The sequence below is a fragment of the Geodermatophilus sp. SYSU D01045 genome (assembly GCF_054050295.1).
In genome coordinates this window covers 110,753-123,655 of the sequence record NZ_JBJGZB010000005.1, presented here as the reverse complement: position 1 = coordinate 123,655, position 12,903 = coordinate 110,753, and the positions used below count along the sequence as shown (strand labels likewise).

Genomic DNA, 12,903 nt, shown 5'->3' with positions numbered 1-12,903 from the left:
CCGGGCCGCGTGCCGGACCGGGCGGTCAGGCGGCGCGGATCACCGAGACGTCGAACTCGACCTGGATGCGGTCGCTGACCAGCCACCCGCCCGTCTCCAGGGCCGTGTTCCAGGTCAGGCCCCACTCGCTGCGCTTGATCGCCAGCGCGCCCTCGAAGCCGACCCGGGTGTTGCCGAACGGGTCCTTCGCCGAGCCGGTCATCGTGAACTCCACGGTCACCGGCCGGGTGACGTCGCGGATGGTGAGGTCGCCGGTCACCTCGAAGGTGTCGTCGTCGACCTGCTCGACGTCGGTGGAGGTGAACACCATCTCCGGGAACCGCTCGACGTCGAGGAAGTCCGGCGAGCGCAGGTGCGCGTCCCGGTCGGCCTGGCCGGTGTCGATGCTCGCGGTCCTGATCCGGATCGACACGCTGCTCGCACCCGGCTTCTGCACGTCGAGGTGCGCCTCGCCGGCGAACTCGGTGAACGAGCCGCGGACGGTCGTCACCATCGCGTGCCGCGCCCGGATGCCGATCCGGGTGTGCGCCACGTCGATGGTGTAGTCGCCCGTGACGTCGGCCAGCGCAGCCGTCGCCGCGTCGAAGTCGGTGGGGTCGCTCTCTGCTGCCCGGTGCTTCGCCACGTGTCCGTCCTTCCCCCTCGCTGACACACCATCCTCGCCGATCCCGCCGACGGTGCCACCGCCGGGCCCCGGGACCGGGCCGCGGACGGCCTCAGCGGCCCGGGCGGAACGGGTTGCGGCCCGGCCGGAACAACGTCTCCTGGGTCAGGCTCGCGGCCAGGACGCCGTCGCGGGTGGTCACCGACCCGGTGTACCACCCGCGCCCGCCGGACACCGTGTGCGGCACCAGGTCCACGAGCACCCAGTCGTCCAGCCGGGCCGTCCGGTGGAACCACACCGCGTGGTCCAGCGTCGGGCCGGGCGCCGCCTCGTCCTCGGGCAGCGCCGACAGCCCGGTGCCGATGTCGGACAGGTAGGTGAGCGCGCAGGCGTGCACCAGCGGGTCGTCGGGCAGCGCGACGGTGGACCGCGACCAGAACCGGGTCGGCCAGGAGGCGGCCGGGTGGGGCTGGGAGGGGCGGCGGCCGTCCATCGTGAACAGCCGGGGCAGCGCGAACGGCTCGCACTCCGCGGGGTCCTCGGCCCCCGGCGCCGCGGCCACCTGGACGTCGGGCCCGGCGGTGGGTGCCTGGAACGACGCCGACATCGACAGCACCACCTCCCCGCCCTGCACCGCGACCACCCGGCGCGCGGAGAACGACCCGCCGTCCCGGTCGCGGTCGACGCGGAAGACGGTCGGGCGGGCGGCGTCGCCGCTGCGGAGGAAGTAGCCGTGCAGCGAGTGCGGCAGCCGGTCGGGCGCCACCGTGCGGCCGGCGGCGAGCAGCGCCTGCGCCGCGACCTGCCCGCCGTAGAGGGGGAACGGGTCGGTGAACACCAGCGTGCTGCGGTAGAGGTCCCGGTCGATCTCCTCGAGCGTCAGGACGTCGAGCAGGCTGGGCTCTCCCGCGGTCGGACTCACGGCCGCCGAACGTAACCGGGCCCGGGACCGCCTGGTGAGGCGGCCCCGGGCCCGGGAGCGGAGGGGTCAGAGCAGCTCGAGGATGGTCGCGTTGGCCTGGCCGCCGCCCTCGCACATCGTCTGCAGGCCGTAGCGGATGCCGTTGTCCCGCATGTGGTGCACCAGCGTCGTCATGATCCGCGCACCGGAGCCGCCGAGCGGGTGCCCCAGCGCGATGGCGCCGCCGTTGGGGTTGAGCGACTTCTCGTCGGCGCCGAGGTCGGCCAGCCAGGCCAGCGGCACCGGCGCGAACGCCTCGTTGACCTCGAAGACGCCGATCTGGTCGATCGACAGCCCCGACCTCGCCAGCGCCTTCTGCGTGGCCGGGATCGGCGCGGTGAGCATGACCACCGGGTCGGCGCCGGCGAGCACGGCGGTGTGCACCCGGGCGATCGGGCGCAGGCCCAGCTCGGCGGCCTTCTCGCTCGTGGTCATGAGCAGCGCGGCCGAGCCGTCGGAGATCTGCGAGGAGTTGCCGGCGGTGATGACGCCGTCCTCCGTGAAGGCGGTCTTGAGCGTGCCCAGCTTCTCCACCGACGACTCGCGGATGCCCTCGTCCTGGCTGACGACGGTGCCGTCGGGCGTGGTCACCGGGGCGATCTGGGCGTCGAAGCGGCCCTCCGCGCGGGCGGCGGCGGCCTTCTCGTGCGAGGCCACGGAGAACTCGTCGCAGCGCTGCCGCGACAGGCCCCACCGCTCGGCGATCGTCTCCGCGCCCAGGCCCTGGTTGATCTTCGCGCCGCCGTAGCGCTCGAAGAACCGGGTGCCGAACGGGTTGGCGTCCTGCCGGGCGCTGCCCATCGGCACCCGCGACATCGACTCGACGCCGCCGGCCACGACGACGTCGTACTGCCCGGACACCAGGCCCGCGGCGGCGAAGTGCACCGACTGCTGCGAGGAACCACACTGCCGGTCGACGGTCACGCCGGTGACCGTCTCCGGCCAGCCCGCGGCCAGCGCCGCCGTCCGGGCGATGTCGAAGGTCTGCTCGCCGACCTGGGACACGCAGCCCCAGATGACGTCCTCGATCTCGGCCGGGTCGATGCCGGCCCGCTCGGCCAGCGACGTGAGGACGTGCGCGGACAGGTCGACCGGGTGCACCCCGGACAGCCCGCCGTTGCGCTTGCCCACGGGCGTGCGCACCGCCTCGACGATCACCGCGTCACGCATGTCTGCTCCCTCCGACCGGGTGTGGTGCCCGGCACACTAACCCGCGCTCCCGGCGGGCTCCGACGCCCGGGCGGGGCGCCGCGCCAGGACTCCCGCCGCGACGGCCGCGAGCAGTGCCGCGGTGACCCAGCCGAGCCCGCTGCCGGCCAGCGGCAGCCCCGTCCCGCCGGAGGCCCGGACGACGAGCAGGACGGCGGCCACGCCGAGGGCGGTGCCGAGCTGCGCGGCGGTGTTGACCGCGCCGGCCGCCGTCCCCTGCAGCTCCGGGCCGACGTCGGTGCCCAGCGAGGTCGCGGCCACCGACGACAGCCCGATGCCCAGCCCCGCGACGGCGACCGCGGCCGACACCACCCACGTGCCCACGTCCGCGCCGAGCAGCGCCAGGTCACCGGCGGCGATGACGGCCAGCCCCGCCGCGGCGGCGACCCGCGCCGGCGACCGCCGCAGCACCCGCGTGGCCAGGCCCGCCCCGGCGACGACGCACAGGCTGAACGGCACCAGCGCCAGCCCCGCGGCGGTCGCGCCGAGGCCGCCGGCGTCCTGCAGGTGCAGCGTCGCGACGGTGACCGCCGAGCTGGTGGTCGCGGTGTTCGCCGCCGAGGCGAGCACGCCGCGGCGCAGGCGGGGGTGCGCGACGGCGGCCCGGGGCAGCAGCGGGTCGGGCGAGCGCCGCTCGACGGCGGGCAGGCCCGCGGCGGCGGCGAGCCCGGCGAGCAGGAGCGCGACGCCGGCGGTCCGGGAGGCACCGTCCTCGAGCAGCGACGCGCCGGCCACGACCGCCGCCACCGCGGCCGTGAGCACCCCGGCGCCGGCCAGGTCGAGCGCTCCGCCGGTGCGGCGCGGGGTCGGCGGCGCCGTGCGGCGCACCGCGGCCAGGAGCAGCGCGGCCAGCGGCACCTGCACCCAGAACAGCACCCGCCAGCCGGCCAGGTCCGTGAGCACGCCGCCGAGCACCAGCCCGCTCGCGCCGGCGGCCGCGCCGGTCGCGCTCCAGGCGGCCAGCGCCCGCCGCCGCGCGCTCCCCTCCTCCGTCGCGGCGGTCAGCAGGCGCAGCGCGGTCGGCACCGACAGCGCGGCCGCGGCCCCCAGGGCGCCGCGCGCCACCACCAGCACGCCGGCCGACGGCGCGACCGCGGCCAGCAGCGACGCCGCGCCGAAGCCGGCCAGCCCGGTCCCCAGGACCCGCGCGTGGCCGTACCGGTCGCCCAGGCGTGCGGCCGGCATGAGCAGTGCCCCGAACAGGACCGCGTAGACGGTCACCACCGGCGCGGCCGCCGAGGGCGGCGCCCCGAGGTCGGCCAGCACCGTGGGCAGGGCGGCGACGACCAGCGTGGTGCCGAGGACGTCGACGAACTGCACCGCGCACAGGGTCGGGACCGCTGCGGGACCTGCCATGCCGGGGCGGGTACCCGCTTCTTCATCGATGAAGCCCTCGGCGACGCCGATCCGTCCCGGAGAAGGCACGGCCGCCCCGTGTCCTGGGCCCCACAGGAGCGCCGTGCGCCCCTAACCTCCGCCGCGTGAGCCGAGACCGCCCCGAGCACGGCAGCCCCGAGGGCCGGCCGATCCCCCCGCGGCTCGACCCGCGCGCCGGTCGCCCGGCCCGCGACCGCACCGCCGGTGCCGCCCGGACTCCCGGCGCCCGCGGGAACCCGGCGCCTTGCCGCCGCTCCTCCCGGGGCGCCGTCGTGGCCCGCGTCGTCGCCGCCGTCGTGTCGGTGGTCGTGCTGGCCGGGAGCGGGTGGGGCTGGTACCTGGGCCGGCTCGCCGACGCGGCGGTCGACCGCACCGACGCGATCCCGGCCGACGGCAACGCCGAGTCCGGCGGCATGCCCGAGGCGATGAACCTGCTGCTGGTCGGCAACGACAGCCGGGCCGACCTCACGCCCGAGCAGCTCGCCGAGCTCAACGCCGGCGTCGACTCCGGCACGAACACCGACACGATGATCCTGGTGCACGTCCCGGCCGACGGGTCGGGCGCCTCCTTCGTCTCGTTCCCCCGCGACGCCTGGGTGGAGATCCCAGGCCACGGGACGGACAAGCTCAACGCCGCCTACGCCTACGGCGCCGCCGAGGTCGACGACGACGCGCCGGAGTCCGAGAAGCAGGCCGCCGGCGCGCAGCTGCTGATCCAGACGATCAACGGGCTGAGCGGGCTGCAGATCGACCACTACGCCGAGGTGGACCTGCTCGGCTTCTTCGAGCTCACCAGCGTCGTCGGCGGCGTGGAGGTCAACCTCTGCCACGCGGTCGACGACTCGCAGTACTCCGGCGCGGTGTTCCCCGCCGGGGAGCAGACGATCTCCGGCGCCGACGCGCTGAAGTTCGTCCGCCAGCGGCACGGCGTCCGGCCGGACGGCACCGCCGCCCTCCCCCGCGGCGACCTCGACCGGATCGTCCGCCAGCAGGTCTTCATCGGCGGCGTGCTCCGCAAGATCCTCTCCCAGGACGTGCTGCTCGACCTCGGCAAGCAGCGGGAGCTCGTCCGGGCGGTGTCGGAGTCGCTGACCGTCGACGAGGACCTCGACCTGCTCGACCTCGCGCAGCAGATGCAGTCGGTGACGGCCGGGGACATCCAGTTCCAGACCGTCCCCATCGCCGATCCGAACGCGGAGAACGGGGACGGCGCCTCGATCGTGGAGCTGGCCGACGAGGACACGCTGCGCGCGTTCTTCGCGGGTCTGTCCGCCGAGCCCGAGGCGCCGGCCCCGGAGGCCCCGGCGCCGCCGGCGACGGTCGACCCGTCGGAGGTCTCGGTCGAGGTCTACAACGGCTCCGGGATCTCCGGGATCGCCGCGGAGGCCACGGCCGACCTGGAGGCCGCGGGCTTTCCCGTGACGAGCACCGGCAACGCCGACAGCAGCGACCACGGGACGACGACGATCCGGCACGCCCCCGGCGACGAGGCGCTCGCCGCCACGCTCGCCGTGCAGGTCCCGGGCGCCGTCACCGAGGTCACCGACGACGCCACCTCCGGGACCGTCCAGCTGATCCTGGGTTCGGACTTCACCGGCATCGGCCAGGCCACCGCCCCGCCGGCGGGCACCGGCGACACGGCCGCGCCCGCCGAGGAGCCCCGGACGGCGGCCGACACCGGCTGCATCAACTAGGGCCCGCGGCCCGTGCGGGCCACCGCCTCGGGGACCACCACACGCCGGTGGCCCTCTCGACGCCGCCTCGAGAGGGCGGGGGAGGCGTGTCCACCGCGGAGCACCCGTCCTGCAGCGGCCTGCGCGGGAGGCAGGCGGCCGCAGAATGGCCGCGTGCCCGCCGACCACACGCGCCCGGTGACGCTGCGGGACGTGGCCGCCGAGGTCGGCGTCTCGGCGAAGACGGTGTCCAACGCCTTCTCCCGGCCCGACCAGCTCTCCGCCGCGCTGCGCGAGCGGGTCCTGGCCGCCGCGCGCCGGCTCGGCTACCCCGGCCCCAATCCCCTGGCCGCGGGCCTGCGCCGCGGCCGGGTGGGCGCGATCGGCGTCGCCTACGACAACGGGCTGTCCTACGCCTTCGACGACCCGGTGGCGGTCGCGCTGCTGGCCGGGGTCACCGAGGTCGCCGAGCCCGCCGGGTCGGGGCTGCTGCTGGTCCCCGGCTCGACCGACCCCGCCCGGCGCCTGACCGCGGTGACCGACGCCGTCGTGGACGGGCTGGTCGTCTCCTCGGTCGGCGACGAGGACCCGCTGCTCGCGGCGGCCATCGCCCGCGGGCTCCCGCTGGCCGTCGTCGACCAGCCCCGCCCGGACCGGCTGGCCGCGCTCGGGGCGCCGGCGGCGCCGTGGGTGGGCGTCGACGACCGCGCCGCCGCGGCCGCCGTCGCTGCGCACCTGCTCGAGATGGGGCACCGGCGGCTCGCCGTCGTGTCCTTCGGCATGCACGGCGACCCGATCCGGCCCGGGCTCGCCGACCTCGCCACCCAGGAGGCGGCCACCTACGCCGTCACCCGCGACCGGCTGGCCGGCCACCGCGACGCCGCGGAGCGGGCCGGGCTCGACTGGGCCGCCGTCCCGGTGTTCCACGGCGGGGACAGCACACCCGACGTCGGGGAGGCCGGCGCCGACGCCGTCCTCGCCACCGACCCCCGGCCAACCGCGCTGCTGTGCCTGAGCGACCGGCTGGCCGAGGGCGCCCTGCGCGCGGCGGCCCGGCGCGGGCTGCGCGTGCCCCAGGACCTGTCCGTGACCGGTTTCGACGACGCGACGACGGCGGCCGGCCTCGGCCTGACCACCGTGCGCCAGCCGACCCGGGAGAAGGGGCGGGCGGCCGGGCAGGCCCTGCTGGACCTGCTCGCCGGCCGGCCCGCCCCGCCGCCGCGCACCCTGCCCGCCGAGCTGGTGGTGCGGACCTCGACCGGCCCGGTCGGCTAGCGGCCGCGCCAGACGGGCGCGCGGCGCTCGGCGAAGGCGGTCGCGCCCTCGCGGGCGTCCTCGGAGGAGAACACCGGCTCGACCAGCGCCTGCTGCCTGGCCCAGCCCTCCTCGGCGGTCCAGTCCGCGGTGCCGCGGGCGATCTCCTTGGTGGCGGCGACCGCCAGCGGGCCGTTGGCGGCGATGACGCCGGCCAGCTCGACGGCGGCCTCCAGCGCCCCGCCCTCGGCGACCACGCGGTTGACCAGCCCGACCGCCGCCGCCCGCTCGGCGTCGATCGGCTGGCCGGTCAGCAGCATCTCCATCGCCACCGCCTGCGGGACGCGCCGCGGCAGGAACAGCGCGGCGCCGGCGGCGGCCACCAGCGAGCGGGTCACCTCGGGCACGCCGAAGCGCGCCGAGGCCCCGGCGACGACGAGGTCGCAGGCCAGCACCAGCTCGAACCCGCCGGCCAGCGCCCAGCCCTCGACGGCGGCGACCAGCGGCTTGCGCGGCGGCGTCTGGGTGATCCCGCACAGCCCGCGCCCCTCGATCGCCGGCCGCTCGCCGCGCAGGAACGCCTTGAGGTCCATGCCGGCGGAGAACGTCCCGCCGGCGCCGGTCAGCACACCGGCGCGCAGGTCGCCGTCGGCGTCCAGCTCGTCCACGGCCGCGGCGACGCCGCGGGCCACCGCGCCGTCGAGGGCGTTCTTCGCCTCCGGCCGGTTGATCGTGATGACCTGGACGGCGCCGCGGCGCTCGACCAGCACGGGCTCGGTCACGGTCCCTCCTCCTCCGCGGCGCACCGCGGCTCGTGCGCTCCCGTCATCGGGGGCGCGACCACTCCTCCAGGACGGCGGCGGCGTCGGCCGGGCCGGTGGTCACCGGCGCGGCGGGGGCGGCCGGGGTGCGCGAGAAGCGCGGCGCGGGAGCGGCCTGCTGCACGCCGTCGACCTCGACGAGCGTGCCGCGGGCGGCCAGGTGCGGGTGCGCGGCCGCCTCCCCCGTCGTGAGCACCGGGGTGACGCAGGCGTCGGTGCCGTCGAAGACGAGCTCCCAGTGCTCCCGCGGGTGGGCGGCGAACGCGGCGGTGAACAGCTCCCGCAGCCGCGGCCAGCCGCGCGGGTCGGTCTGCGCGGGCAGGTCGTCCCCGGCCAGCCCGAGCCCCTCCAGCAGCGCCGCGTAGAACTGCGGCTCCAGCGCGCCGACGGCGACGAACCGGCCGTCGGCGCAGGCGTAGACGTCGTAGTAGGGCGCGCCGCCGTCCAGGACGTTGGTGCCCGGCCGGTCGGACCACAGCCCCATGCCGCGCATCGACCACAGCACCTGGGAGATGAGCGCGACGCCGTCGACCATGGCGGCGTCGACCACCTGGCCGCGGCCCGAGCGGGACCGCTCGTGCAGCGCGGCGAGGATGCCGACCAGCACCAGCATGGAGCCGCCGCCGTAGTCGGCGACCAGGTTCATCGGCGGCCGCGGCACCTGCCCGGGCCGGCCGAGCGCGGCGAGCGTGCCGGTCAGCCCGAGGTAGTTGACGTCGTGGCCGACCCGGTCGGCCCACGGCCCGTCCTGGCCCCAGCCGGTCATCCGCGCGTAGACCAGCCCGGGGTTGCGCTCGAGGCACGCGTCGGGGCCGAGCCCCAGCCGCTCGGCGACGCCGGGGCGGAAGACGTCGAGGAACACGTCGGCGTGCCCGGCCAGGCCGAGCACCAGGTCGCGGCCCTCGGGCGCCTTGACGTCGACGCCGAGCGAGCGCCGGCCGCGCATGACGACGTCGCGGGCGGCGCCGCCGAGCGACAGGCCACCGGAGGGCCGCTCCACCCGGACGACGTCGGCGCCGAGGTCGGCCAGCACCATCGCGGCATGCGGGCCGGGCCCGATGCCGCCGAGCTCGACGACCCGCAGGCCGGCCAGCGGGCCGCTCGCGCCCCCGCTCACGCCGCGGCCCGCAGGTGCCGGTCCAGGAAGCGCAGGATGCGCGCCCAGGCGTCCTCGGCCGAGGGGCCGTGGTAGCCGACGCCGAGCACCTTCTCCAGCGCCGTGAACGGCCCCGCGTTGTGCCGGTTGAGGAACGAGTGCCCGGCGTCCGGGTACTCCTTCACGTCGTGCTCGACGCCGAGGTCGGTGAGCACCCGGCCCAGCCGGCCCGCCGCGCCGCGCAGCGCCCGGTCGCGGCCGCCGAAGCCGGCCACCACCGGGCAGGCGCCCTTGAGCACGCTCTCGGCGTCCTTCGGCAGGGGGCCGTAGTTGGGCGCGGCGACGTCGAAACCGCGGGTGGCGCCGAGCAGCGCGAACTGCCCGCCCATGCAGAAGCCGAGGACGCCGATCCGGCCGGTGCAGTCGTCGCGGCCGGCGAGGAACCGGCGGGCCGCCTCGAGGTCCCCGAAGGCCGGGCCCTCGCCGCGGCTCAGCGACCGGAACGTCGAGCGCAGGCAGCGCACCGCGCCGCCGGCGGTGAACAGGTCGGGCGCGACGGCGAGGTAGCCGGCGGCGGCCAGCCGGTCGGCGTGCTGGCGGACGTCGTCGGTGAGCCCGAAGACCTCGTGCACGACCACGACGCCGGGCCAGGGCCCCTCCCCCACCGGCGGCACGGCGAGGTGGGCGGACAGCTCCGGGGCGCTCGCGGCACCGGGGATGACGGTGGTGGGCAGAGGGGCCTCCCGGGTCGCAGCAGCACGGGCGCCGCCGACGCTAGCCCGCGGGTGTGGCGGCCGTCTCACCGGGCCGATCACGGCCCGTCGGCGTCGCGGTGACCTCGCGCGGCCCGCCGACCTCGTGTCCCGCGGCGCAGCGCAGCCCGAGCGCCACCGGCGCGCCGCAGTCCCGGTGGGTGAGCGCCAGCGGCGGGACGCCGTCCCCGGCCAGCCACCGGTCCCCCCACTGCATCAGCGCGACGAGCGCCGGGTAGAGGTCGCGGCCGCGCTCGGTGAGCCGGTACTCGTGCCGCTGCCGCGCGCCCTCCTCCTGGTACGGGACGCGGGCGAGCAGGTCCTGGGCGACCAGGGAGTTGAGCCGGTCGGTGAGCACCGCCTTCGGCGCCCCGAGCGCGCGCTGCAGGTCGGCGAACCGGCGCACGCCGAGGAACGCCTCGCGCAGCACCAGCAGGCTCCACTTCTCCCCCACCACGGCGAGGGTGCCGGCGACCGAGCAGCGCGTCCGGTCGTACCCGTCGGGAGGTGTGTCGGCCGTCACGGGTGCAGCGTAGGTCACGCTGGGTTCGCTTGACGAACCGTGCATCGGCGAGGATGGTTGGAGATGCAGACCCAGCAGGTCGAGACGGCGATCACAGTGACCGACGCCCCACCCGCCCGGGCCCGCCGGTGACGACCGGAAGTGGCCGCCGCCGTGGATCGATCGGCGGCACCCCGCCCGAGGAGAAACCGAGATGACCCGCCTGCGCACCGCCCTGGCCTCCGCTCGCAGCACCCGCGCCCGCCGTCGCGACGAGCGCGAGCTGCAGCGCGCCCTCGCCGCCGCCCCGACCCTCGAGTCGGCGCACGAGATCGCCGCCGTGGCCGCCCGCTTCTGACCGCGGCACCCGCGCCGCCCGCCGGCGCACCCCCGACGACAGCCCCGTGGCCCTCCCGGCCGCGGGGCTGCTCCGTTCCCCGGGTGTGGCCTGCGCTACACCGGCGACGTTAGGGTGGCACTGAGTGCCACCGGGGGTCGGTCCCGGGGACCGACCGGACGGAGACGACATGGCCAACCCCTGGTTCGAGACGGTGGCCGAGGCGCAGCGGCGGGCGGAGCGGCGGCTGCCGAAGGGCGTGTACGGGGCGCTGGTGGCCGGCTCGGAGAAGGGCCTGACCGTCGACGACAACCTGCGCGCCTTCGACGAGCTGGGCTTCGCCCCGCACACCGCCGGCCTGTCCAACAAGCGCGACCTGGCCACCACGGTCATGGGCCAGGACGTCTCGATGCCGGTGCTGATCAGCCCCACCGGCGTGCAGGCGGTGCACCCCGACGGCGAGGTCGCCGTCGCCCGCGCCGCCGCCGCCCGGAACGTGGCGATGGGCCTGTCCTCGATGGCCAGCAAGCCGATGGAGGAGGTCGTCGCCGCCAACCCCAAGACCTTCTTCCAGCTCTACTGGGTCGGCGACCGCGACACCATGGCCGCCAAGGTCGAGCGCGCGAAGCGGGCCGGCGTGGCCGGGCTGATCGCCACCCTGGACTGGTCGTTCTCCTACGGCCGCGACTGGGGCTCCCCGTTCATCCCCGAGAAGATCGACCTCGAGGCCGTCCGCCGCTACGCGCCCCAGGTCGCGCTCAGGCCCCGCTGGCTGTGGCAGTTCGCCAGGACCCGCCGGCTGCCCGACCTCACCGTGCCGAACATGGTCGGCGACCCGGCCGAGACCCCGCCCACGTTCTTCGGCGCCTACGGCGCCTGGATGCAGTCCCCCATGCCGACCTGGGAGGACGTCGCCTGGCTGCGCGAGCTGTGGGGCGACGACCGGCCGTTCATGCTCAAGGGCGTCATGCGCGTCGACGACGCCAAGCGCGCCGTCGACGCCGGCGTCACCGCGATCTCCGTGTCCAACCACGGCGGCAACAACCTCGACGGCACCCCCGCCTCCATCCGCGCGCTGCCCGCGATCGCCGAGGCGGTCGGTGACCAGGTGGAGGTGCTCCTCGACGGAGGCATCCGCCGCGGCTCCGACGTCGCCAAGTCCCTGGCCCTGGGCGCCAAGGCCGTGATGATCGGCCGCGCCTACCTGTGGGGCCTGGCCGCCAACGGGCAGGCCGGGGTGGAGAACGTGCTGGACCTGCTGCGCGACGGCCTGGGCTGCGCGCTGACCGGCCTGGCGCGGGAGTCCGCCGCCGACCTGTCCCGCGACGACCTCGTCGTCCCGCCCGGCTTCGAGCGGCGCCTCGGCGTCGAGGGCGCCGACGCCCCGGTCGAGGCCGTGCCCACCCGCCCCCGCCGCGCCCGCAGCGCCTGACCGCCGGCGGCCGGGGTCCCGCGGAGGGACCCCGGCCGGGGCCGGGGTCAGGCGCCGGCGGCGAGGTCGCGGCGGCGGGTCCAGCGGCGCTGCACCGCCCGCAGCAGCAGCCGCAGCGGCGCGGGCGCGCCGGCGAACAGCCGCGCCCGCTCCTCCGGCGTCCGGCAGGCGTCGACGACCCACGGCAGCACGAAGGCCATGTGCCGCGGGCCGGTGCCCTGGCGGAAGCGGGTCTCCACCCGCGCGAAGTCCCCCGCCGAGACGAACCGGCGCAGGACCGGGAAGACCTCCCGCTCCTCCTCCTCGATGTGCTCGTCGAGCTCGTCGGCGAGCTCGGTGAGCACGGCGGCCAGCGGCCCGGCCTGCGCGGGACCGTCCGCGGCGAACCGGGCGAGCGCGGCCTGCGCGCGGTCGAGCACGCCCTGCAGCGCGGTGTGGTCGTCGGACAGCGGGCCGAGGTCGACGGCGTCCCCTGCCGAGGCGACGATGACCGGCCACAGGACGTCGTCCTCCCGGGAGTGGTGCACGTGCACCTCGTGCAGCACCGCCCCGGCGTGGTGGGCGAGTGCGCGCCGCCGCCCGGGCGGGCACGGCTCGCCGGCGGCGATCCGGGCGGCCGCGTCGGCCACGAGCCGGCAGCCCGACCGCAGCGCGCGGTGCACGAGGGTGAAGCCGAACAGGTCGGGCTCGGGGTCGCCGGGACGGCGCGGGGTGACGGGGAAGGGCAGGGCGGGGGCGGTCGAGGTCATGCCGGGACGGTGACGGCACGCGGTTGGCACCGGCTTGCGGGCCACTGGTCGGGCGCCTCCCGGGGCAGGACGACGCGCGGCGTGACCTGGCCGTGACCGCTTCCGGTGGAACTCCTCACGACCGCTCCGCGATCCG

The 12,903-nt window shown here is 76.9% G+C and carries 13 protein-coding genes; 4 read left to right on the top strand and 9 right to left on the bottom strand.

All coding sequences use genetic code 11. The features are described from left to right. Positions 1–25 precede the first annotated feature (25 nt). The 4 genes from ACI798_RS06010 to ACI798_RS05995 all read right to left on the bottom strand — a co-directional run bounded on the left by ACI798_RS06010 (position 26) and on the right by ACI798_RS05995 (position 4,130). Positions 26–625 carry a YceI family protein gene (locus tag ACI798_RS06010; protein ID WP_456939464.1) on the bottom strand — a complete coding sequence of 200 codons (600 nt, stop codon included), beginning with the start codon at positions 623–625 and terminating at the stop codon, positions 26–28. Positions 626–716: 91 nt separating this feature from the next. Further along, positions 717–1,526, bottom strand: a complete 810-nt coding sequence (locus ACI798_RS06005; RefSeq protein ID WP_456939465.1) for an acyl-CoA thioesterase — start codon at positions 1,524–1,526, stop codon at positions 717–719. A 66-nt stretch (positions 1,527–1,592) separates the two neighbouring features. Beyond that, on the bottom strand, positions 1,593–2,735 hold the full coding sequence (locus tag ACI798_RS06000) for a thiolase family protein (protein ID WP_456939466.1): 1,143 nt from the start codon (positions 2,733–2,735) through the stop codon (positions 1,593–1,595). Positions 2,736–2,771: 36 nt separating this feature from the next. Next, positions 2,772–4,130, bottom strand: coding sequence for an MFS transporter (locus tag ACI798_RS05995; RefSeq protein WP_456939467.1), 1,359 nt, complete (start codon positions 4,128–4,130; stop codon positions 2,772–2,774). 125 nt (positions 4,131–4,255) lie between these two features. Between ACI798_RS05995 and ACI798_RS05990 the strand changes: the two genes are divergently transcribed. Together ACI798_RS05990 and ACI798_RS05985 are read left to right on the top strand one after the other, a co-directional pair. Next, complete coding sequence (locus ACI798_RS05990) at positions 4,256–5,845, top strand: LCP family protein (protein ID WP_456939468.1); 1,590 nt, start codon at positions 4,256–4,258, stop codon at positions 5,843–5,845. 153 nt (positions 5,846–5,998) lie between these two features. Further along, positions 5,999–7,099, top strand: coding sequence for a LacI family DNA-binding transcriptional regulator (locus ACI798_RS05985; RefSeq protein WP_456939469.1), 1,101 nt, complete (start codon positions 5,999–6,001; stop codon positions 7,097–7,099). On the opposite strand, the gene ACI798_RS05980 is transcribed toward ACI798_RS05985, so the two are convergent. The 4 genes from ACI798_RS05980 to ACI798_RS05965 all read right to left on the bottom strand — a co-directional run bounded on the left by ACI798_RS05980 (position 7,096) and on the right by ACI798_RS05965 (position 10,270). Further along, the gene (locus ACI798_RS05980; RefSeq protein WP_456939470.1) at positions 7,096–7,860 is read right to left on the bottom strand and encodes a crotonase/enoyl-CoA hydratase family protein; all 765 of its coding nucleotides are present in this window, start codon (positions 7,858–7,860) and stop codon (positions 7,096–7,098) included. The genes ACI798_RS05985 and ACI798_RS05980 overlap by 4 nt on opposite strands. 43 nt (positions 7,861–7,903) lie before the next feature. Further along, positions 7,904–9,016: a CaiB/BaiF CoA transferase family protein gene (locus ACI798_RS05975; protein WP_457047475.1), complete on the bottom strand. Its 1,113-nt coding sequence runs from the start codon at positions 9,014–9,016 to the stop codon at positions 7,904–7,906. Then, entirely contained in the window at positions 9,013–9,660 is a 648-nt protein-coding gene (locus tag ACI798_RS05970) for a dienelactone hydrolase family protein (RefSeq protein ID WP_456939472.1), read from the bottom strand. Before ACI798_RS05970 ends, ACI798_RS05975 begins: the two co-directional genes overlap by 4 nt. Positions 9,661–9,769: 109 nt before the next feature. Beyond that, complete coding sequence (locus ACI798_RS05965) at positions 9,770–10,270, bottom strand: winged helix-turn-helix transcriptional regulator (RefSeq protein WP_456939473.1); 501 nt, start codon at positions 10,268–10,270, stop codon at positions 9,770–9,772. A 193-nt stretch (positions 10,271–10,463) separates the two neighbouring features. Between ACI798_RS05965 and ACI798_RS05960 the strand changes: the two genes are divergently transcribed. Next, positions 10,464–10,607 carry a hypothetical protein gene (locus tag ACI798_RS05960; RefSeq protein WP_456939474.1) on the top strand — a complete coding sequence of 48 codons (144 nt, stop codon included), beginning with the start codon at positions 10,464–10,466 and terminating at the stop codon, positions 10,605–10,607. A 169-nt stretch (positions 10,608–10,776) separates the two neighbouring features. Beyond that, positions 10,777–12,018 (top strand): pre-mycofactocin synthase MftD, encoded by a 1,242-nt coding sequence (mftD, locus tag ACI798_RS05955; RefSeq protein WP_457047474.1) that lies wholly within the window; start codon positions 10,777–10,779, stop codon positions 12,016–12,018. Positions 12,019–12,065: 47 nt separating this feature from the next. Here mftD and ACI798_RS05950 read toward each other — a convergent pair whose 3' ends face one another. Next, positions 12,066–12,767 carry a hemerythrin domain-containing protein gene (locus tag ACI798_RS05950; protein ID WP_457047473.1) on the bottom strand — a complete coding sequence of 234 codons (702 nt, stop codon included), beginning with the start codon at positions 12,765–12,767 and terminating at the stop codon, positions 12,066–12,068. Between the last annotated feature and the right edge of the window lie 136 nt (positions 12,768–12,903).

Bases quoted from the DNA above. Each gene is read 5' to 3' on its own strand.
- ACI798_RS06000 (WP_456939466.1), bottom strand. From the start codon at position 2,735: ATGCGTGACGCGGTGATCGTCGAGGCGGTGCGCACGCCCGTGGGCAAG.
- ACI798_RS05995 (WP_456939467.1), bottom strand. From the start codon at position 4,130: ATGGCAGGTCCCGCAGCGGTCCCGACCCTGTGCGCGGTGCAGTTCGTC.
- ACI798_RS05960 (WP_456939474.1), top strand. From the start codon at position 10,464: ATGACCCGCCTGCGCACCGCCCTGGCCTCCGCTCGCAGCACCCGCGCC.
- mftD (WP_457047474.1), top strand. From the start codon at position 10,777: ATGGCCAACCCCTGGTTCGAGACGGTGGCCGAGGCGCAGCGGCGGGCG.
- ACI798_RS05950 (WP_457047473.1), bottom strand. From the start codon at position 12,767: ATGACCTCGACCGCCCCCGCCCTGCCCTTCCCCGTCACCCCGCGCCGT.